This window comes from Cognaticolwellia beringensis (genome assembly GCF_002076895.1).
Classification (GTDB): domain Bacteria; phylum Pseudomonadota; class Gammaproteobacteria; order Enterobacterales; family Alteromonadaceae; genus Cognaticolwellia; species Cognaticolwellia beringensis.
The window spans coordinates 3284006-3305903 of the sequence record NZ_CP020465.1 but is presented as its reverse complement, the minus strand read 5'-3'; the positions used below and the strand labels follow the sequence as shown (position 1 = coordinate 3305903).

The window sequence follows — 21898 nt, the reverse complement described above, 5'->3', positions numbered from 1 at the left end:
TTATTGCTCCTTAACTTTCATTTCAGCAGAGTTTTTCATGTCCATTGGAGGCACTTTATTATTACTAGATTTTTTGTTTTGTAGCTGTAGCATCATTTTTTCCGTGGCTTCACGTAGCTTTGATTCTGAATCAACCATAAATTGCGCAGAAGTCACGACTTCTTCCCCCTCAATCAAACCAGAGAGCACGGCAACCTTGCCATTTGACTCTATGCCTAATGTAACTATTCTTGGTTCAAATCGACCGGGTTCAGTTACCACAAAAACTTGAGAACGCTCACCCGAGCGAATTACGGCTTGTGAAGGAATGACAATGGCAGCTTCATTAACGTCTGAATGTATGGTTATCTCAGCAAACATATCTGGTCTGAGTAACTGTTCCGGATTATCAAAAATAATTCTAACTTTTGTGGTACGCGTTTTTGCTTCGGCATAAGGATAGATATAACCTAAACGACCTGAAAATATTTTTCCTGGCACACTGACTAAGGTCATTTCGACTTCATCGCCGACCTTAATCCAGGGTAATTCATATTCATATACATCGGCATAAACCCATACTTGGCTTAAATCTACCACCATATATAACTCAGTTTTAGGCGTTACATATTGCCCCTGCCTAGAACCAATACGTGTCACAGTGCCATCTACGGGTGTATGGATGTGTAGCTGTTTTTTAATTTTTCTACTTTTTTCAAGTTCAACAATTTGATGCTCTGGTACATCAAGTAACTTTAAGCGCTCTCGGGCGCTGGCAACCATGTCTTTAGCACCTCGAGCAACATCTTCAAAAGGGCTATTTTCGAGTGATTTGAGGCTGTTCAACGCCAATAAATATTCTTGCTGAGTTGATACTAATTTTGGCGAATAAATACTAACTAAAACATCTCCCTCTTTTACCGTTTCACCTGTTTTATCGACGTATAAGTCTTCAATCCAACCTTCAACTTTTGGATGTAAACGTGCCATTTTTTGTTCATCAAAATCAACCCGACCAACAGCACGAATAGTGCGACTCATTGACTCTTTTTTTGCAATACCGGTGCGAACCCCAATGTTTTGAACTACCACGGGATCTATTTTAACCGTTCCCAATACCGCTTTTTGATCAGTTTCGGCAGCATACACTGGCGTATAATCCATTCCCATGGCATCTTTTGCTGGTACAGGTGAAGTAACCGATGGATTCATAGCATTTCGATAAAATAGGGGATTTTCATTATTTTTCGGTACGGAAACGTTATCTGCTAGCGCGTTAGCAGGCCCCCTTTCTTGGTCAGATAAAAAATAGCCTATTCCTAAGCCAATAACCAACATAATAATGGCGGTGAACAACGTGGATTTATTCATATATATATTCCTTGCCAATAGAGGCTTGTATCGATGCTAATGCTTGATTACTTTGAGAGACTGATTGCCAAAACTGTAGCTCATAATTAAATAAAGTTACTTGGCTGCCGACTAGGTTTAAAAAATCCACTTCACTGACTTGATAACCGACTAACATGGACTGAACGGTTTGTCGTGCTTGTGGCAAAATGCCTGTTTCAAATAAAGAACGTTGCTGTTCAGAGCGACGATAATCTGTGATATATCTAGCGATATCAGCCTTTACCTGGTTGCTTTCATCGAGATAAGCATATTTGGATTTAAACTGTTCGCTGATTCTTTGTTTTACCCGATATGACTGTTTAGTACTGGCAAATAAGGGAATTTTAATACCGAGTTTAATAGAAAATAAATCCGCTCTATCGCCGCCCATCGGTTGTGAGTTTTGACCTATGCGATCACCATATGTAACACCAATATTAAAATCGGGATAATAGTCTCGCTCAGCTAAATCAAGCCGAGAATTAGCCGCTGATATTAATTGTTTGTGCTTTTGAAGTAATGGCCGAGACCTTATGGCTAATTGATAGAGTTGTTCTTCGGCCAATAAATGCGGTTGATTGAAACTTAATTTATTTGCCAGGGTAATAGGTGAACGTGGCGTAATATCCATTAAAATATTTAATTGAATTATCTGGGTTGCTTTTAAAGCCACTATTTGAATTTTATGGTTTATTAGCTTTGATAATTCTAATTGGGACAATAAGACATCTTGTTGTAGTCCTTTGCCTGTTGTGTATTTTGTTTTCGCCACTTCGATAAATTGCTTTAGCAATGCTTGATTTTTATCAACCGTCTCTATTGCTCTGTCTAAATAAAACAGCTGCCACCATTTATTACTGACATTCTTCGTTAATAGTAAACGCATTTCAGCAACATCATAATAAGCGGCTTTGGCTTCAAATTCAGCGATATCTTCTTTCAAGCTTAACTTACCTGGAAAAGGAAAAGCCTGTGATACGCCTATTTGTAATTGGGTCATCCCTTCTTGTGATCTGTCAAAACTGTCCGTTGGAAAATTCATAGCCCCTAGGGTTAGTATTGGATCTGGTAAAGTACCAACTTGTGAAGATATGCTTTTCATCGCCTCATATCGGGCCTTAATTTGTGCAAGGTTAGGATTGTTTGCTAGCGCAAGCGCAATTGCATTTTGCTCAGTTAATACGTCATATTCTGAGGCAGAATGCATGTTTACTTGTTTGGCAGACAATTGTTCAGCTGATAATAAAAATAATGTTATCAGTAAGGTGTTTATCATTCGCATATTTTTCATCCTTCTTGAAATACCCTATATAAATTAATGATTCATGATTCTTTAACAGGGCACATACGCATTCCTAAATTAAAAATTACAAAATATTTTAGTGGTAAATAAAAAGCTTAAACTACCTACTTTTACTACCCGCGACGTTATATATCGGCCCCCAAACAAGGGCAATAAACCAACCATAAAAATAGCTTTCTACTATCCCTAAAAAGAAGCTTTTCCAGCTTATCCATTCAAAACCTGGTAACAGTTGTAACCATACGGGGTACATGGCTTGTTGAGGAAACAACAAGCCAAAAATGACACATAAAGTAAAACTAATGGCAAGAAATAGACTTGTTGCATGGCCAAATGCAACCAGTGATATTTTATGTTTCATGTTCATTATCCTTTGGTGTTATTGCATGTTGCTTATCAATAAATTTTCCTGGTTCACGGTCAAACCTATCTAAACATTCTCTTGAACAAAAACGATATAAATGCCCTTCTTCGAGTTTGCCATATCCTTTATCCTCTTCAACTTCATGCCCACAAACAGGATCTATAAAACTATTTTTGGCGGATTTTTTATCATGATGTCCATGGGTCATATGAGCCCCACATCCAAAGCGCATCATGAGATAAAATATCCCGGCAAATAATAAAAATGAAAATAGACTTTCCATTGCTGCCTCCATAACAGTTAACTAATTTAAAAAAAGCGTGATGCCTAGCTTGCCAACATCACGCAAGCGAGAAGTTCCTATTTTTTTAACTGCACCATATCGAATTTCTTAACCGTACCTTTTACAACCGATACTTTAGCGAAGTGTTCATTCATAATTTCTTCTATTTTCACTTGCCCTTTTTCCACTTTTTGAAAAAAATCGGCACCGTCATCGTTGTCATCGTTCAGGGTGAATCGATACGTTTCCAAAATTTGCCCTACTTTTGCACCGTCATCAAAACCAACGCAAACAACAATATTGTCTGGTGTTGCTGACACTACTTGGCCACGCATGAGATACCGATGTGACAAATCGCTATTTGCACAGCCTGTAAGCACTACAGTAAAAATGACAAGTGCAATTATTTTGGATATTTTCGTTAACATAAGTAATTCCTAATTAAGTTGTTTTTAACGCGATATTAACGTTTTCTTTTGCTCGAATTTGGTGGCGATTTATGACAACTCCAAGGTTCATGTGTGAAATTATCCTTGACGTTTTGATCACAGTATTTGTAATAGCTGTCTTTTGTGCGGGTCCACCAATCATTGTGAATATCCGCCCCATGATTTCTAATAACATTTTCAATGCCATCAAGGTCTAAATTGGTTGCATCGTAAGCTAAATGAATGCTCTGCTCTTTGCGATTGAAAGAGACTTCATCTAAGCCGAACATTTGATCTATTGCCGCAATTAGCCCATCGATATTTTCTTCTGTTACCTTGGTAAGTCTTAGGTTTCTTACTACTAAGTTAATTTCTCTAACGCCAACTCTATGGTCTAAATCAGACATAACAGCCTCCTTTATCAATCAAATTTTGGGTATTTATACTGGTATTTCTACCGACTAATTTATTCATTTCTAGCTCCTTGCTGCGGTTCTAGCCCTGTAACCTATTCTTTCAATGGCATTAATCAGAACAGCAGAGCCGACATCTCCGTTTACAACTACAGAACGTAAGGCAAAATTCATTTCAGCGCTGTTTACGCCGTTAATATCTTTTAATGCTGTTTCAATCTTATTGACACAACTTGCACAGCAAGCTCCTTCAATGGTTAACTCTTGGATGTTTTTATTGGCAATACTAGCGGTTGATCTATTCATGGTTATCTCCTTAGTGCGCGTCACTTTCATTCTTATCTACAACGAGGTGACAATTCATATGTTTGGTATAAGTTGACTTCATAGCGCTTACTGCACCTATTGCTCTAATTACATAAGTGCTGATGCTTAATATGAAAATAAAGAACTATAAAACCTACACTTAACTTACACCTATGTGTTAAACACAGGTCAAGTGACTATTTGTAAAAACATCATTTTTGACAAATATCAGGTCTGAGACTTAAACATTAACGAGTAGAGGCATTCTATTTACCTGAAAAGTTAAACAGTGATTAATTTAATGACGACAATATAAATAAACTGTAAATAATGCCGTCAAAACCACCTCTATACCTGCTGTTTTATTCTTGCTTTAAGAACTCAATAATTGCCGCGATATCTTCCTTATTCATTGGATATTTAGGCATAGCCGAAGCCGCATTATTAAACTTAGGCTCCATTAACTTCTTAAGCACAAATGCCTCACCTTTATCTGCAACAACATTGTCTAAAGCAGGACCTAATTTACCTCCCTCTCCTCTAAGTTGATGACAGCCCTGACAACCGAATTGAGTGACTAATTCAGCACCAGTTTTCTTAGGTAAATTCGTGTTTTCATGGCTTGCTATATTGCGCACATCAGCAGTTAAAGTGCTTGCTAAGAAAGCTTCTACCGCCAATGCTTCCTTACCTGTCATATGTGCTTTTGCACGCATATGAGGAATAACAACAGACCACTCTTTTTTTGTGTACTCTTCTGCAGGACGTGCATTATGGCAACGAGCACAATTTTCACTGTAGACTTTAGCTCCTTCGGCTACTAACGAGGGATCGCTGACATGCTGTGCTTGGACTGAAAATGTACTGATGGTTAAGGTAAATATGGTCAATAATAATATTAATATTTTCATGGTAAATCTCCTTAAAAGCCAAACGCTAACTGTAAAAACACACGATCATCAACTATGCCGCCGTGACCTGCACCTTCATTATCTATTGATGTACTTTCTGCTCCCAACTTCAATACAGCACTTGGTTCTAACCAATAATTGACACCATAATAAATACGACTGCCCATCTTACCTGCGTCTTCTTCAAAATCATGGCCAATGCTGCCGTCAAAATCTGACTTTATATCTGAATAGCGCACAACAAACTCAACTGGATTTAACCAGGCTTTACCTAGCTCGCGTGCTTGCCAAGTACCTTGGATATACCAGCCACTTTTATCAAAATCTTTTACCCATTCCTCTCCATGCTCATCAACTTCAATGGGGTCATCCTCACCCTCTGTTTCGGCGCTAGAACCAAAAATTTCACCTCGAACACTGGCATAACTACCTACCCAGTTAATATCGATATTATAAGCATCGTAATTTAAGTCGCCGTCATTACTATATTTTCCTGAGTAATAAGAAACACCGACTTCCCATTCAGGTAAAAATGCATAAGCGATACGCCCACCAAATGCCATGGTGTTATTGTTGTCGCCATTTTTAGCTGACATTTCTACTCCACCGCCATGATCTCCGGCTTCTTGCCTTGGACCACTTACCGTATAAAAATCAGTAAAAATTCTCCCTGCATCACCTAGATTCCATGTATTAGCGATATTTATACCCGTGTCTCCCAAAATACTTGTAATTCCACCTAACGAACCATTACCACCGTGACCACCATAAAGACCTGGGTTGCTCGCCGCTTTATTGATCCAACTTGGGTGTAAATTCACACCAAACTGACCGAAGGGTAATAAGAATTTCCCCGCGGTAATGATGGTATTGTCATTAAAAAAGTAATCCATGTTGGCGTATTCAAGTTCAGTTTCGGTTTCGCCTTCGGCATTAGTACTGAACTCTAGTTCCGCCTCAATATGAATTTTTTCAGAAAGTTGAAACAAAAATATGGGAACAAAACGTGCAACTACATTATTTTGAATATCGTTTCCTGCTTCATCTTTCATGTTCGATTGGTTGATATAAGTCACATCGCCATAACCTGCAATAGCGAAACGACCAATATCTAAAGTAGAATTTTCTTGCGCATTAACAGTTGTCATTAATGACATTGAGGTTGCTGCTACAACCGATTGGAGAAGTCCATTTTTCATGATATGGCCTTAGTATTTTATGGCGGGCAGAGGAGCTCCTCTACGCCAAATAGTATAATTAAATGTTTTTAAATAAGTGGCGAAAAGCACAGGGGGAAGTTCTAATTTGTTAGGCGATGTAAATCACTTTGACAAATTATTGCACTAAACGTCTAATAGAATACAAGTTCAGCTACCTTGAAAAAAAGGCACACTGATCCCGTGTTAGATTGTAATCGGAGGTTTATAAGGGTTGGTATATGGCAAAGATATAAAGTTTCTATTTAGCTTAACCACATTTATTGAAATGACAGGGAAGAAATTTGCAAAACTGTTATCTTGCAACAATGATGAGTTTGCTTGTCCTGTAATGTTTTGTACACAATCGCAATCTACGCAATGGCAATTATCCATTGCTTTAGGCCTAGCGGTATTATGCTCTTCATTTATTTGGTGATTATCTTTTCTCGGCTCAATTGGCTGATGATGTTCATGAATATTAATCGTTGTGTTAGCGGATGATAATGCAGAAGCGGTATACGCCATTTCGGTACAGACATGAACAGCCTTAGCAAATACTTGTCCATTAACAGACAAATATATCATTATTACTAATAGCCAATTCAATCGATTTTTCATGAGAATAATCAGTTTCCTTTAAACACTCCAAAAGTATAAACCTTGTAATATCTATAACCTTGATCCTGATCAAGTTTCTGGTAATGAAGTACGACTTCATTACCAGAAACTTAATAACAGATTAATTAGATAAATAGCCAAATAATAACGTCTGGATATATCTATTTTTTTTATTAAATCAGCTTTTAGGCCTAAAAAAATCGACTGACTGTTTGTTATTTAAAACACACGTGTTATTTTATAAACACTATAATCATAAATACATTATTTTAGGACTTAACAATGACAGCTTACCCTGACTCTTATTATGCCGCTACAGCAAATAAAACCGTAAATTACCCGACATTAGAAGGAGAGGTTACGGCAGATGTTTGTGTAGTTGGTGGCGGCTATAGCGGCCTTTCAACTGCTATTGCCTTACAAGAGAAAGGCTACAAAGTAGCATTGTTAGAAGCGGCGAATATCGGCTTTGGCGCCTCAGGCAGAAACGGTGGTCAGTTAGTCAATAGCTTTAGCCGCGATATTGACCATATTGAAAAGCATTATGGTGTAGATACTGCCAATGCCATGGGTAATATGGCCTTTGAAGGTGCTGATTGTATTCGTGGTTTAATCAAAAAATATAATATTGACGCAGACTATAAACACGGTGGATTTTTTGCCGCTTTTACCGAAAAACAACTAAAAGAGCTTGAGAGTAAAAAAGCCCTTTGGGAGCGTTTTGGTAATAAAAAGCTAACTATGGTTGGCAAAGCTGGGGTAAGTAAAATTGTGAATACTGACGCCTACATTGGTGGCTTAGTTGATGAACATTGTGGCCATATACACCCCCTTAAACTAGCATTAGGCGAAGCGGCTGCATTAGTTTCTATTGGCGGTGAAGTATTTGAACAATCGAAAGTTATCGATATTAAAAACATTACAGAAGATGGTAACGAAAAAGTCATTGTTAGCACCGAGAAAGGCCATGTTAAAGCAAACCTATTAGTATTGGCTGGTAATGCCTATATGGGTAACCTTGAACCCAAATTAGCGAGAAAATCGATGCCTTGTGGTACGCAAATAGTGACCACTGAGGTATTACCTGAAGCGCTTGCTAAATCACTTATTCCTTCGCAATATTGTGTTGAAGATGTGAACTACAAATTAGATTATTACCGAATGACCGCTGATAATCGTTTACTTTTCGGTGGTGGCGTTACTTATGGTGGTGGCGATCCTGCCAGTATCAAACGCTTCTTAAAACCCCACATGGAAAAAATATTCCCGGCCATGAAAGATTATAAAATCGATTATGCCTGGGGCGGCGACTTTCTCTTAACGGTAAGTCGTTTACCGCAGTTGGGTAAAATAGGTAATAATATTTACTATGCGCAAGGTTATAGTGGCCACGGCGTTAATACCTCGCATTTAGCCGGTAAAATATTGGCTGAAGCCATATCAGGTGAACAATCTCGTTTTGAAGTTTTTACAAGCTTACCTCATTACCCATTTATTGGCGGCAGAGCTATGCGAGTACCAATGACCATGATGGGTGCCTGGTATTACGGCTTAAGAGATAAATTAGGTATTTAATAGCGATTAATAAACCCATAAAATAAAAACGGCTCAATTAAGAGCCGTTTTTAATGGGATAATAATAATTGAGCTTTAGCAGGTAAAGCCTAAATTTAGGGCATCTAATAACTTCAACCATAAGCCACGTTTACCACCGTTTTTATCGGCTTGAATTAAAGCATGCTGAGTTAAACGCACACCAATCCAACGCAGCGGCTCTGGTACCCAAGGCAAAGTCCATTTTCTAACGAACTGCATTTTTATAATATCACTTGGTTGATAACCCAGTAACTCAATAGCAACGCGCGCACCAAATCGTGAAGCGCCAACGCCTAACCCCGTATAACCCACCGCCCATGAAAGTCGACCATTATGCGTTACCCCTGGCACCATACAAAAACGTGACGACGTCGCAATAATACCACTCCATCGATGACTAAATTTTACATTAGCAAGTTGTGGGAATGTTTCAAAGAACTCTTTAGAGAGTTGCTCAAAACGCTCAGGAATATCAGCATAATTGTCAGTTATACCGCGATTAAAATAATATCGCACTGCACCACCGCCGCCCCAAGTAATACGGTTGTCTTTGGTCATTCTATAGTAGTGGAACATATTGGCATGATTACCAATTGCATGGCGTGTTTTATGCCAACCGATCGTATCTAACTGCGCTTGAGTTAATGGCTCAGTAGCTAATTGATAATCCCACACTGGAATAACACTACGGCGAATTTTACCAACACAACTGGTGAACGCATTGGTGGCCATTAATACTTTTTCACTTTTTATACTGGCATGTTCACACTGAGCTAGCATATGTGCTTTGCCTAATGGCTGAACATCGACAAGATCAGTTTGTTCATAAATTTTAACGCCAAGCTCAAGTAAAACGCGCTTTAAACCCCAGCAAATTTTTAAAGGGTTTACCGTGCCGTTTTGATCGCCACGACGCCATAAGCCAGCTAAATAAGTAGGCGAATTAACCTCTGCTTGCATTTGAGCTTGGTCTAGCCAAACTACATCATCACCCTCGGCTTTTTCTGCTTCAAAATATTTACGAATAGCGTCAGCCGCGCCTTGATTAGTAGCCACTTCAGTTTCGCCAACCGCTTCGTAATCAGCGTCAATGCCATATTGTTTTAAGCTGGCAAGAAGTTCAGTAATATTTTCTTGCCCTAACTCGTGAAGCTTTTCAGCTTCTCCAGGGAAATGGTGATCGGTATTGGTTTCACCATGTGCAAGGCTTGAGTTTAAGAAACCGCCATTTCTGCCAGATGCGCCATTACCAATAAAGGTTTTCTCGATTAAGATAATATCAGCGTCAGGTTTACGCTCTTTTGCTTGTAATGCCGCCCATAAGCCTGTGAAACCTCCGCCTACTATTAATAACTCACATTGACTATCTGCTGTTAACGGAGGAAGTGTTTCAGGCTGCTCTGCTAGGTCAAACCATATTGGCCGATACGTCGAATCTTTCAGCGCGTTAAGATGCTGCATTTTTATCTCACTTACTTATTGAGTGCTAAGTTTTAATAGTCAAACTTGCGCAATTTATCGGTATTACTTTACGTACCAACCCCAAGGTTCATCGCTAGTAAATTGGGTGATTTGCTTGGTTTCAAGATAATTATTAAAGCCCCACTCACCTAGCTCTCTGCCAATACCTGATTGTTTATAACCGCCCCAAGGCGCTTCGACAAAAGTAGGTTGTGAGCAATTAACCCAAACAATACCGGCTCTAAAAGCTTTAGCAACACGGTCGCAACGGGCTTGGTCTTTCGACATAACAGCCGCGGCAAGTCCAAATCGGGAATCATTGGCTAACTCAATGGCTTCTTGCTCAGTTTTAAAGGCTTTAATACAGACTACAGGGCCGAATATTTCTTCTTGCCAAATCCAGCTATTTTTATCAACGTTAGTAAAAATGGCAGGCGTTAAAAAATAACCTTTATCAACGTCAATTGGTTTTACGCCGCCGTAAGCTAAAGTAGCTCCCTCTTTTACACCTCTGGCAATAGCGGCTTTTACTTTGTCGTATTGCGCGGCATTGACCAACGGACCAAGTAGCACACCACTTTGGTCGCCAGCGCCGATAGTTATTTTTTTAGTTTCTTCAATTAACCGTTTTAATAGTGCCGGATAAATAGCTTCTGCCACCAGCACACGTGACGTTGCTGAGCATACTTGGCCTTGATTCCAAAAAATACCAAACATGATCCACTCAACCGCTTTATCAATATCAGTATCTTCAAAAATAACCAAAGGTGATTTACCACCCAGTTCAAGGCTAATATTTTTAATATCTTTGGCCGCTAAGGCCATAATTTTTGAACCGGTGGGAATTGAACCGGTAAAAGCAAGCTTATCAATATCAGGATGTTCTGCTAACGCTTGCCCGGCTGGTTGTCCTAAACCCGTAACAATATTTAATACACCCGCTGGCAAACCGGCTTCTTGGGCAATTTCACCCAAGGCTAATGCAGTTAACGGCGTAACTTCTGAAGGCTTTAATACCACCGTACAACCGGCCGCTAACGCTGGGGCAACTTTCCATGCGGCCATTAGCATTGGGAAATTCCAAGGAATAATAGCGCCAACAACACCTAAGGGTTCTTTGGTGGCTTTTGAAGTAAAGCCTGGTTCAGGTAAACTAATTTCTTTACTTGCCTGCTCATCAAATGACTCAGCAAGATTAGCGTAAAATTCAAAAGTACCTGCGGTGTCTTCAATATCCCATTTTGCTTCAGGGAAAGGTTTACCGTTGTCGAGTACTTCTAGGTCTGATAATTCAGTTAAACGACGGGTAATTATCGCGGCCATTTTACGTAAAATAACCGCCCTTTCGCTGCCTTTCATGTTTGGCCATGGGCCTTGATAAAAAGCATTTTTGGCGGCAGCTACGGCATTATTAATGTCAGCTTGATTACCGGCAGACAAGTGAGCAATAACTTGCTCATTGGCAGGATTAATAACCGTAAATGTTTCGGCTGACTCAGCATCTTGGAATTTACCATTAATAAAATGTTTGTTTTGCATTGAACCGCCGTTCTGGAGCTCTGCAATTAAAGGAATTTTTTTTGTTATTGTGTTGATGTAATTCGACATTGAACTGCTCATTTTTAAGATAGCTCCACATAGTGATGGGTTATTTCTTCGCTAGCACGCCAAAATTTTTGTGTTCCGGTCAACAGAAAAGCATCACCTGCTTTAAAGTTGTATTCGGTTAAATTACTATCTATTAAGGTCACGAAACCTGCTTTTAAATAGATAAAACGGCGTTGCACACTGCTCGCTATGGGCGAATCAACGATATTGCCTTTAAAAGCCCCTGATATAAAGTGCTGATCAGCACTTTTATAATAAATGCTATTACCCAAGGCGGTTGTCGCTGCAAACCTAACTATGCCATCTTTCGATGGAGCTAAGCTTACTTTTTTAGTACAGGCTTTCTCGGCGATTACATAAAACTTACGTAAATAACCGGTTTGCAGCCACTGGCAATCATAGCCTTTGGGAATAATAAAGCTTTCACCTGCTAAAATTGTTTCGCTGGTGTTGGTATTATTGTTCTTAATAACTGCAGCGCCCTCTATAAGCACCATAAACTCGTCCATACCATAAAGCGCAGCAGTTTCAACCATATCCGTAGTATCCCAAACACCGATATATAACCCTAGATCATCATCTGCAAAATAGTCATGACTATGCTGAACCGGTAAGGCTGATTCAAACATATCTGCAGTTAAATCATCGACGTTATCTGTAAACCCTTCAGGATTAACAGATAGGCGAATAATAGTGTGTTCTAAGGTCATATCTGGTGCTCGTTATATTTATCGAATATTAAATTTAGCTCGGAAAAGCAAAACTTACGCCTTCACGCACACCACTTGACGGCCATCGCTGTGTGATAGTTTTACGTTTTGTGTAAAATCTTACGCCATCTGGGCCGTAGGCATGTAAATCACCGAATAGGCTGCGCTTCCAGCCACCAAAACTATGGTAAGCAACTGGAACAGGTAATGGCACATTAATGCCCACCATACCGACTTCAATATGATCAGAGAAATAGCGAGCCGCCTCGCCATCGCGGGTGAAGATACAAGTGCCATTACCATATTCATGATCGTTGATCAGTTGCATGGCTTCTTCCATAGTTTTAACTCTAATAACTTGTAGTACTGGACCAAAAATTTCCGCTTTGTAGCTGTCCATGCTGGCCGTAACGTTATCAATTAACGTTGCTCCAACAAAAAAGCCATCTTCATAACCTTCAACCTTTGGATTACGGCCATCGACAACTAGCGTTGCACCTTGCTCAGCAGCACTTGAGATATAACCAACCACTTTATCCTGGTGCGCTTGCGTGATCACAGGGCCAAAATCATTATTCGCGTTTGAGTATTCACCAACACTTAAGCTCTGCATGGCTTGTTGCATTTTTTCTACTAATGCATCACCTGCTTCATCGCCAACAGCTACCGCCACCGACAAGGCCATACAACGCTCTCCTGAAGAACCAAATGCTGCGCCAACTAATTGATTTACCGCATTATCCATATCTGCATCTGGCATAACAATAGCGTGATTTTTAGCCCCGCCTAATGCTTGACAACGTTTACCATTAGCACTGGCGGTTGCATATATATATTCGGCAATCGGCGTTGAACCGACAAAGCTCACCGCTTTAACGCGTTGATCGGTTAATAAGGTATCAACGGCTTCTTTATCTCCGTTGATAACATTCATTACGCCATCAGGTAAACCAGCTTCTTTTAATAGAGAAGCAATGTATAACGTTGAGCTTGGATCACGTTCAGACGGCTTCAATATAAAAGTATTCCCACAAACTATCGCCAGCGGGAACATCCACATAGGGACCATCGCAGGGAAGTTAAACGGAGTAATACCCGCCACAACACCCAGTGGTTGAAATTCACTCCAAGAATCAATGTTGGGTCCAACATTCTTGCTGTGTTCACCTTTTAATAATTCTGGCGCACCACAAGCAAATTCAACATTTTCAATACCTCGTTGTAATTCACCAGCCGCATCATGCGATATTTTGCCATGCTCTTGGCCAATTAATTGGCAAATTTTGTCAGCGTTTTGCTCTAATAACTCTTTAAATTTAAACATAACACGGGCACGTTTAATCGCAGGGGTATTTCGCCAAGCTGGATAAGCTTCTTGTGCAGCGGCAATCGCTTTTTCAACGGTTGCTTTTGAGGCAAGTGATACTTTTTTTTCTGCTTTACCCGTTGCAGGGTTAAAAACATCTTGCGTGCGATTATTATCATTGTATATTTCGCCGTTAATTAGGTGGCCGATAGTTGTCATCTTTTTTCCTTTAATGCTGTAGTTCACTTACTGTGAAGTAAAATGTCTGAAAATAAAAACGGTGTTAATAAAACCTGTGATTATAAAATGGTAATCAATACAGATTAGTCAATTTCGTTTAGGGTTTCGCCAAGTGCGTTCATTAGGCTGCTTATCTCTGGCAAGGTTGAAGTAAACGGTAAACCAAGCTGAATGGTGTCGCCACCGTAACGGACATAAAAGCCTTTTTGCCACATTTTCATCGCTATTTGATGTGGTCGTTTTGCTGGTTCACCTGGCGCGTGAGCAATGCTAATACCGCCAGCTAAACCATAGTTACGAATATCGACCACATGCTTGCAACTTTTCAAGCTATGCAAGACTTCTTGAAAATAAGGCGCAATAGACTTCACTCTTTCAGGCAAATTTTCCTGAGCTAAAATATCTAAAGAAGCCAGTGCCGCCGCGCAGGCAACAGGGTGTGCTGAATAAGTATAGCCGTGAGGTAGCTCAAGCATGTACTCAGGCCCGCCGGTTTCCATAAATGCATCGTAAATTTCTTGCTTCGCAATAACGGCCCCCATAGGGATAACACCATTCGTTAATTGTTTCGCCACAGTCATAATATCGGGTGTCACATCAAATTCAGCGGCACCAGTATTTGACCCCATACGACCGAACGCGGTGATCACCTCGTCAAAAATCAATAAAATATTATGCTTTGTACAGATATCTCTTAAACGTTTTAAGTAACCTTTAGGCGGCGGAATTACGCCAGCAGAACCCGCTAAAGGCTCAACAATAACAGCAGCGACATTTGACGCGTCATATACCGCGATCATTTCTTCTAATTCATTCGCTAAATCAGCACCCGCTTCTGGCATACCTTGGCTAAATTTATTTTCTGGTAACATAGTATGCGACAAATGCGACGCTTCAATACCTTGGCCGTAAATTGCTCGATTGGGGCCAATACCACCGACACTAATACCGCCAAAATTAACTCCGTGATAGCCCTTTGCACGACCAATAAAACGGGTTTTACTCGCCATGCCTTTTTTACGCCAATAACCACGGGCTATTTTCAGCGCTGTTTCAACAGATTCAGAACCCGAACCGGTAAAAAACACACGATTGAGGCCTTCAGGCATCAGCTCAGTAATCCGGTGAGCTAATTCAAATGATTTAGGATGACCAAATTGAAATGCAGGTGAATAGTCTAAAGTTTTAGCTTGATGACTTATTGCTTCTGTAATTTCAGGGCGACTATGACCAGCACCACAAGTCCAGAGTCCAGAGAGACCATCAAATATTTTACGACCATCGGCATCGGTGTAATAATTTCCTTCAGCCGAAACAATAATTCGAGGGTCTTTTTTAAATTCTCGATTTGCCGTAAATGGCATCCAATGCGCGTCTAACTGATCTTGAGTTAAACCGTGGCTAGCTTGTTTACTGTTATTGTTATTGTTATTCATAATCCCACCTTACGCTTTATAACGTTTACAAAGTGTATGTTTAATTGCATGTGCTTATTATCAATGATTTAATAGGTTATTAAATCTATACTTTAAAAACTTAAGTTAAGCATTTACTTACCTATTAACATTACACAGGCAGAATATAAATGAAGAAGAATAAAAACATTTTACCCAAGCAGTTAGGCGATGCTCATATTCGGCTTTTAAGAATTTATAAAGTGGTGATTGAATCCGGTGGATTTTCTGCAGCAGAAGTGGAGCTAAACATCAGCAGACCGGCAATAAGCCTTGCAATATCTGAACTAGAGTCATTGTTAAATATGAAGCTTTGCCATAGAGGACGTTCTGGTTTTTCAATTACAGAGCAAGGTGAGCAGGTATATCAATCGGCACTGCAACTATTAGGCAGTATTGAAAATTTTAGAGCTGAAATGAATGCGATAAATACTGATCTTGTTGGTGAGTTAAATATTGGTATTACAGATAACCTGGTCACCATTGAAAAAATGCGTATCACACGAGCATTAAGTGCATTAAAGCATCGCGCACCTGAAATAATTATTAATATTCGAATGATACCGCCGAATGATATTGAATCGGCAATTTTGAATGGGCAATTACATATTGGTGTTGTTCCTAAATTAAGAACATTACCAGGACTCAATTACTTACCTTTGTATAAAGAAGAGTCCCTGCTTTATTGCAGCGAGCAACATCCTTTATTTCAGCAAGATTTACATCAAATTAGTGCTAAGTCTTTAATAAAATATGACGCGGTTGTACCGAGCTACCCTCAGTCTGTAGAAATTAAGCAGCAACAAAAAACACTTAATGCTACAGCAACTTCGACTGACCGAGAAGGTATTGCCTTTCTAATATTGACTGGGCGGTTCATTGGCTTTTTACCGACTCACTTTGCACAGCGCTGGGTAGCAAGAGATAAACTACGGGCAATTGAACCGCACAATAGAAAGTTTAATACCAAATTCTCAGCTATTACGAGTAAGGGCGCAAGGAGCCACTTAATTTTAGAAGCCTATTTAGAAGAGTTAGCTCAAACTTAAAACAAATTTACATGTTTAATTAATAATATGTTTCAGAAATAGAGCTACTAAAATGCATATGTAATTTTTGTTTAAAGCTATTAGAAATAGGACGTGATTCTCGAGTAATAAAATCAAAGTGAACCATCACTGCAGTGCCTGAAACATGCTTAACTCCATTCTGCCAAGCCTCTTGATACACATCTAGCGAACTTGTACCAATGCGAGAAATATAGGTTTTTATTTCAACATCATAATCAAATAAAAGCGGTAAATGAAACTCGATAGTACTTTTTGCTAAGGTTAATCCCCATTGGCTGAGGTTTAAATTAAACTCTGGACTAAATAGCCTAAATATTGGGTTTCTTCCACCTTCAAACCATTGTGGTATTACCGTATTATTAATGTGTCCAAGCGCGTCCGTTTCGCCGACACGCGGCTTTATTATTTCATAAAACATATCTAACCCTAATAACTGAAAATGTAACCTAAAAGCAACAAGGCAAAAAGTATTGTTTAATGCCTGTTTGAAATAATATACTCATATATGAAAATGGTAAATATTTAATCTGCAATAAGGCAAACTATTCCGTTATATCTGAGGTGAACATTAATTAGCTTAATCAGAAGCTGTAATTAAATCACACAGACAATAGAGGCTTACTCATAATTTTAATCGTTATGAGTCGCTTCAAACCCCTATATGATTTTACCTAAATATTATCTCTTAATTTGACTTACCTACTCACTTGCTTGTTTTTTCGCTCTGCCACTTCAGCTTGCCATTCAAACATATTCATTTCAATCAATACAAACGCAACAATCCATAAAAAAGCATCCCAAAACTCAAGAAAATTACCGGTAACCCCCCAATAAACAGCGGCGATAAACAACACACTGTAAACGGTAGTTTTTACAAATTTATTATATTTAGTCCACCATCGACTCGATATATTTCCAAGCTGAGTATGGACATCAATTTCTAACATCAAGACCACTGAGACCCAAGCAGAAGCGTTAATTACATCAACCCAAGCAAGCCCTTTAACGTCGGCAAGGGTTTTCGTATTCGCTATGATTTTGTATTTTTCATGAGAGAAAAACTCACTACCTACCGTTGATAAGCTTTTACACGTTTCTTTGGTAAATGCATTATAAACGTTAAGGGTTTCCATAAACTTCCAATCGCCGGTTAAGGTACAAAGATCGGTTATTTTATGCGGAGCAAACTGCCCTATTAGACCAATTTTAGTCATGTAACCGTACAGTGAGTAGATTATAAATATATAACAAAATGCACGAACGCCATGCAAGGTCCATTTTACTTTGCCCTTTAAGTGTTCGTCATCAATAACAGAGGTTTCTAATTCAAACAACAGCAATAAAACCAACCATGCGGCGGTATCAATAGTCGATGAAAAAGCTTCAATAATCGTATCAAGGTTAACCCCTGAGGCAAAAATAACTTTACTGGCTAGCCACTCTTCACTAAAAAATAAATATACATTAATCGCTAATAAAGTATAAATAAGATATTTAAAGCCTTGATAGCCCCATGAGTGAAAGTGTTTCATAAAGGTTTGATTCATCGATAACTCTGCCATAATTTTCTTCTTTTTTTAGTTATAGGTATTACACGGCAAAAACAATTAAGCCACTATAACAGTGGCTTAATTAAATTTTAACCTACATTAAATTATAATGTTTAGCCGTTTCATCTAGAGCTTTAAGCGCTTTTTCCATTAATTCATCGACTTCTGCTTTAGTAATAACTAAAGGAGGAGAAATAATCATAGTATCGCCACAAGGACGCATGATTAAACCATTCGCCATTGAGAAGTCACGACATATGCCGCCTGCTTTACTGTTTGGCGCTATGCGTTCATGGGTATCTTTATCTCTGACTAACTCAAGGCCTGCAACCATGCCTAAACCGCGTGTTTCACCCACAATTGGATGTGCAGCTAGTTCTTTCCAACGCTTTTGTAGATAAGGCGCCGTTTCGTTTTTCACTCGCTCAACAATCCCTTCAGACTCTAACAGTTCTATATTTTTAAGCGCTACAGCAGCAGCCACTGGGTGACCTGAATACGTAAAGCCATGATTAAAATCTCCGCCTTTATCGATCAGAGTTTCTGCCACTTTATCGCCAACAATAACACCACCAATTGGCAAATATCCCGATGATAATCCTTTGGCTATTGGCATAAGATCAGGTTCTAAATCATAGTATTGGCTGGCAAACCATTCACCTGTGCGACCAAAGCCAGAGATAACTTCATCAACCACTAACAAAATATCGTATTTGGCTAAAATTCTTTTGATCTCAGGCCAGTAACTGGTCGGCGGAATTATAACGCCACCGGCACCTTGGAACGGTTCGGCAATAAAGGCGGCAACATTATCTTCACCTAACTCAAGAATTTTCGCTTCAAGACTTTGTGCTGCTTTAATACCGAAAGCCTCTTGCGTAAGATCGCCACCATCTTTAAAAAAATAAGGCTGTTCAACGTGAGAAATACCTGCAATAGGCAAATCACCTTGCTCATGCATATAACCCATACCACCAAGGCTTGCGCCCACAACTGTTGAGCCATGGTAAGCGTTTTCACGACTAATGAACTGCTTTTTAGTGGGCTTATCTTTTAGATCCCAATAACGACGCACCATTCTAAAAACGGTATCATTTGCTTCTGAGCCAGAGCCTGTAAAGAATACTTTATTCATATGAGATGGCGCTAAAGAAGCTATTTTAGCTGCTAGTTTTGCAGCAGGCGCATGAGTAGTTTTAAAGAATAAGTTGTAGTAAGGCAGTGCTGACATTTGCTTAGTCGCAACATCGACTAACTCTTGACGGCCATAGCCAATATTAACGCACCATAGGCCCGCCATAGCATCAAGTAATTTATTACCTTTATCATCATAAATATAAACACCTTCAGCATGTGTTATCTCGCGAGGGTTAATTTCATGCAATTCTTTCGAATCACTAAAGGGGTGAATATGATGTTTGTTATCTAATGCTTGTATCTTTGATGTCATAAAGTCTCAACTTAAACTGTAGTCAGCAAGTAATGACGTTCCCAAGAGGAAATCACACTTTTATAATTGTCATAATCAGCACGTCTAGTGGCAATAAAGCCAGCGACAAAGTTCGCACCTAAATAGTGCTTAATTTTTTCGCTTTGCTCCATTTGCTCCATCGCGGCCTCGATATTAATGGGCATGCTTTTATTGATGATTTTGTTAGCTTTACCCGTTACTTCATCAGCAGGCACTATTTTTTCCATCATGCCGATATAACCACAAATAAGCGTTGCAGCAATGGCAAGGTATGGATTAGCGTCAGCTCCAGGAATTCTATTTTCAACGCGCTTAGCATCATCAGGTGCATCAGGAACACGTAAGCCCACGGTGCGATTTTCGATACCCCACTCTAAATTTACTGGTGTTGCAGAGTCGGTTAAAAATCGTCGGTATGAGTTGATATTTGGGGCAAACATCAGCATTAGTTGCGGAATATAAGTCTGTAACCCGCCTAAGTAATGCATAAAATGTTCGCTAAACTCAGTACTTTGCTGGCATGAGCCGGCAAAGATATTTTTGCCGGTAGACTTTTCAACAATGCTTTGATGAATATGCATGGCGCTGCCCGGTTGCCCGGTTATTGGTTTTGCCATAAACGTCGCTGTCATGCCATGTTTGTTGGCAGCAGCTTTCGCCGTGCGTTTAAAAACAATGACTTGATCAGCTAAAGATAACGGGTCGCCATGATTAAAATTAAATTCAAATTGCGCGGTACCTTCTTCATGTACAACGACATCAATGGCTAAGCCCTGCTGCTCTGACCATTCATATATATCGGTCATCACGGGTTCAAATTCGGTAATCGCCTCTATACCAAATGACTGTCTGCCCGCTTCAGAGCGACCAGACTTACCTAATGGTGTTTTTAAAGGTTGCGTAGAATCGTTATTGGTAAGCGTTAAGTACAACTCCATTTCAGGCGCAATTACTGCTTTCCAACCTTGTTCATCATACAATTTAACAACTTTTTTAAGCAAATCTCGAGGAGACTGTTCAACCGGCTTTAAGGTTTTTTGATCGACACAGTTATGGATGATCATTGCCGTGGGTTCATTCGCCCAAGGCACCATAAAGCAGGCATTTTCATCCGGCTGTAATAGCATATCAATATCGCGAGGATCAGCTAAAGTATATAAAAACTTGTCGTCTGCCAAGTCACCTGTGCCAGACATTAATAAGATAGTTTCACCTAAACGGCTACCACCTTCTTCAATAAATTTTTTAACTGGATATATTTTTCCACGGGCAATACCGGTGTGATCAGTGATCACACATTGTACGTATTTAACCTGATGTTCGACGAGCCACTGCTTTATTTTATCCATGATTATTTCTCATTGTTTGCTTTGCTGACTGCTTTACTTTGCACGCACGTCCAAATGCGGCAAAAAGTTTAGCGTTTTTATTATTGTCCATTACTTGCCATTCAGGATGCCACTGAACTGCCAATGCAAATGCTTTTGCGTTCACGACAGAAAAAGCTTCACATAAGCCATCTTCGCTAACCGCTTCTACTGATAAATTGTCTGCTAACTTATCAACCCCTTGCGTATGTAAAGAGTTCACATTTATGGCTTGTGCATCCATTATTTTTGACAGCTGACCTGCTGGCGTTAAAGTGACTTTATGACTATCGGCATATTGTTCAGCAAGAATAAGGTCTTTGTTTTCTCGATGTTCTTGATACATTTCGTGTTCATGCAGTTTTTGGTGCAATGAGCCACCAAAAGCAACATTCATTTCTTGAAAACCACGACAAATACCTAAAATAGGCACACCACATTCGATAGCTTGCTTGATCAAGCCAAAGCTTGTTTGGTCTCGCGCTATATCTAATTTTGTCTCATGTGGCGCCGCCGCTGCTTGATAGTTCAAAGGATCAACCATTGAATAGCCACCAGGCAGTAATACGCCATCGACTAATGTTAACAGCTGCTTAAAATTTGTTTGCCCTGCAATAGCAGGAATGAGAATAGGAACACAATTAGCGGCCTGAATAACGGCTTGTACGTATTTATTTCCCGACATATGAAATGGGTGTGGCCCGACTTGTTCAAGGTCACATAATATGCCAACAACGGGTAAGTTTATTTCGCTCATAAATTCCTTTGCTGATAACCACTGTTCGTTTTAATGAACAGTAGCATATTAAAATATTGAACGTCTAATGAATTTCGAATTTAAAAACGCTTCAACCATAACTCACTTTGAC

22 protein-coding genes are annotated in these 21898 nt (G+C 39.5%); 2 read left to right on the top strand and 20 right to left on the bottom strand.

Going from position 1 to position 21898, the window contains the following annotated elements; all coding sequences use genetic code 11:
• The 10 genes from B5D82_RS13965 to B5D82_RS13920 all read right to left on the bottom strand — a co-directional run bounded on the left by B5D82_RS13965 (position 1) and on the right by B5D82_RS13920 (position 7196).
• Positions 1 to 1350, bottom strand: coding sequence for an efflux RND transporter periplasmic adaptor subunit (locus tag B5D82_RS13965; RefSeq protein ID WP_081152365.1), 1350 nt, complete (start codon positions 1348 to 1350; stop codon positions 1 to 3).
• Positions 1343 to 2653 (bottom strand): TolC family protein, encoded by a 1311-nt coding sequence (locus B5D82_RS13960; protein ID WP_081152364.1) that lies wholly within the window; start codon positions 2651 to 2653, stop codon positions 1343 to 1345. The genes B5D82_RS13965 and B5D82_RS13960 overlap by 8 nt, the downstream gene beginning before the upstream one ends.
• A 121-nt stretch (positions 2654 to 2774) precedes the next feature.
• Positions 2775 to 3035 carry a DUF5676 family membrane protein gene (locus B5D82_RS13955; RefSeq protein ID WP_081152362.1) on the bottom strand — a complete coding sequence of 87 codons (261 nt, stop codon included), beginning with the start codon at positions 3033 to 3035 and terminating at the stop codon, positions 2775 to 2777.
• The gene (locus B5D82_RS13950) at positions 3025 to 3321 is read right to left on the bottom strand and encodes a YHS domain-containing protein (RefSeq protein ID WP_081154515.1); all 297 of its coding nucleotides are present in this window, start codon (positions 3319 to 3321) and stop codon (positions 3025 to 3027) included. The genes B5D82_RS13955 and B5D82_RS13950 overlap by 11 nt, the downstream gene beginning before the upstream one ends.
• A gap of 77 nt (positions 3322 to 3398) precedes the next feature.
• Positions 3399 to 3749, bottom strand: a complete 351-nt coding sequence (locus B5D82_RS13945) for a hypothetical protein (RefSeq protein ID WP_081152361.1) — start codon at positions 3747 to 3749, stop codon at positions 3399 to 3401.
• 35 nt (positions 3750 to 3784) lie between these two features.
• Positions 3785 to 4156: a hypothetical protein gene (locus B5D82_RS13940; protein ID WP_081152359.1), complete on the bottom strand. Its 372-nt coding sequence runs from the start codon at positions 4154 to 4156 to the stop codon at positions 3785 to 3787.
• A gap of 69 nt (positions 4157 to 4225) precedes the next feature.
• Entirely contained in the window at positions 4226 to 4468 is a 243-nt protein-coding gene (locus B5D82_RS13935) for a cation transporter (RefSeq protein WP_108456759.1), read from the bottom strand.
• Positions 4469 to 4830: 362 nt separating this feature from the next.
• Positions 4831 to 5379 carry a cytochrome c gene (locus B5D82_RS13930; RefSeq protein ID WP_081152356.1) on the bottom strand — a complete coding sequence of 183 codons (549 nt, stop codon included), beginning with the start codon at positions 5377 to 5379 and terminating at the stop codon, positions 4831 to 4833.
• 11 nt (positions 5380 to 5390) lie between these two features.
• Positions 5391 to 6578 carry a porin gene (locus tag B5D82_RS13925; RefSeq protein ID WP_081152354.1) on the bottom strand — a complete coding sequence of 396 codons (1188 nt, stop codon included), beginning with the start codon at positions 6576 to 6578 and terminating at the stop codon, positions 5391 to 5393.
• A gap of 204 nt (positions 6579 to 6782) precedes the next feature.
• Entirely contained in the window at positions 6783 to 7196 is a 414-nt protein-coding gene (locus tag B5D82_RS13920) for a hypothetical protein (protein WP_081152353.1), read from the bottom strand.
• A 282-nt stretch (positions 7197 to 7478) separates the two neighbouring features.
• On the opposite strand from B5D82_RS13920, the gene B5D82_RS13915 reads away from it, so the two are divergent.
• A complete protein-coding gene (locus B5D82_RS13915; RefSeq protein ID WP_081152351.1) occupies positions 7479 to 8771 on the top strand; it encodes an NAD(P)/FAD-dependent oxidoreductase in 1293 nt (430 codons plus the stop codon).
• Between the two features lie 75 nt (positions 8772 to 8846).
• Here the strand turns inward: B5D82_RS13915 and B5D82_RS13910 are convergent, their stop codons facing one another.
• From B5D82_RS13910 to aptA, 5 genes are all read right to left on the bottom strand, one after another.
• The gene (locus B5D82_RS13910) at positions 8847 to 10253 is read right to left on the bottom strand and encodes an NAD(P)/FAD-dependent oxidoreductase (RefSeq protein ID WP_081152350.1); all 1407 of its coding nucleotides are present in this window, start codon (positions 10251 to 10253) and stop codon (positions 8847 to 8849) included.
• A gap of 63 nt (positions 10254 to 10316) precedes the next feature.
• Complete coding sequence (locus B5D82_RS13905; protein ID WP_081154513.1) at positions 10317 to 11792, bottom strand: aldehyde dehydrogenase family protein; 1476 nt, start codon at positions 11790 to 11792, stop codon at positions 10317 to 10319.
• Between the two features lie 83 nt (positions 11793 to 11875).
• A complete protein-coding gene (locus B5D82_RS13900) occupies positions 11876 to 12571 on the bottom strand; it encodes a cupin domain-containing protein (RefSeq protein ID WP_081152349.1) in 696 nt (231 codons plus the stop codon).
• A 34-nt stretch (positions 12572 to 12605) separates the two neighbouring features.
• Positions 12606 to 14096: a CoA-acylating methylmalonate-semialdehyde dehydrogenase gene (locus B5D82_RS13895; protein WP_081152348.1), complete on the bottom strand. Its 1491-nt coding sequence runs from the start codon at positions 14094 to 14096 to the stop codon at positions 12606 to 12608.
• 104 nt (positions 14097 to 14200) lie between these two features.
• Positions 14201 to 15553 carry an omega-aminotransferase AptA gene (gene aptA, locus B5D82_RS13890; protein WP_081152347.1) on the bottom strand — a complete coding sequence of 451 codons (1353 nt, stop codon included), beginning with the start codon at positions 15551 to 15553 and terminating at the stop codon, positions 14201 to 14203.
• Between the two features lie 149 nt (positions 15554 to 15702).
• Between aptA and B5D82_RS13885 the strand changes: the two genes are divergently transcribed.
• Positions 15703 to 16620: a LysR family transcriptional regulator gene (locus tag B5D82_RS13885; protein ID WP_081152346.1), complete on the top strand. Its 918-nt coding sequence runs from the start codon at positions 15703 to 15705 to the stop codon at positions 16618 to 16620.
• Positions 16621 to 16639: 19 nt separating this feature from the next.
• Here the strand turns inward: B5D82_RS13885 and B5D82_RS13880 are convergent, their stop codons facing one another.
• From B5D82_RS13880 to B5D82_RS13860, 5 genes are all read right to left on the bottom strand, one after another.
• A complete protein-coding gene (locus B5D82_RS13880; protein WP_081152345.1) occupies positions 16640 to 17059 on the bottom strand; it encodes an acyl-CoA thioesterase in 420 nt (139 codons plus the stop codon).
• A 277-nt stretch (positions 17060 to 17336) separates the two neighbouring features.
• Complete coding sequence (locus tag B5D82_RS13875) at positions 17337 to 18203, bottom strand: hypothetical protein (RefSeq protein ID WP_081152344.1); 867 nt, start codon at positions 18201 to 18203, stop codon at positions 17337 to 17339.
• Between the two features lie 82 nt (positions 18204 to 18285).
• Positions 18286 to 19641 (bottom strand): aspartate aminotransferase family protein, encoded by a 1356-nt coding sequence (locus B5D82_RS13870; RefSeq protein WP_081152342.1) that lies wholly within the window; start codon positions 19639 to 19641, stop codon positions 18286 to 18288.
• A gap of 11 nt (positions 19642 to 19652) precedes the next feature.
• Positions 19653 to 21011 carry a glutamine synthetase family protein gene (locus B5D82_RS13865; protein ID WP_081152341.1) on the bottom strand — a complete coding sequence of 453 codons (1359 nt, stop codon included), beginning with the start codon at positions 21009 to 21011 and terminating at the stop codon, positions 19653 to 19655.
• Positions 21004 to 21786 carry a gamma-glutamyl-gamma-aminobutyrate hydrolase family protein gene (locus B5D82_RS13860; protein ID WP_081152339.1) on the bottom strand — a complete coding sequence of 261 codons (783 nt, stop codon included), beginning with the start codon at positions 21784 to 21786 and terminating at the stop codon, positions 21004 to 21006. The genes B5D82_RS13865 and B5D82_RS13860 overlap by 8 nt, the downstream gene beginning before the upstream one ends.
• Positions 21787 to 21898: the final 112 nt, after the last annotated feature.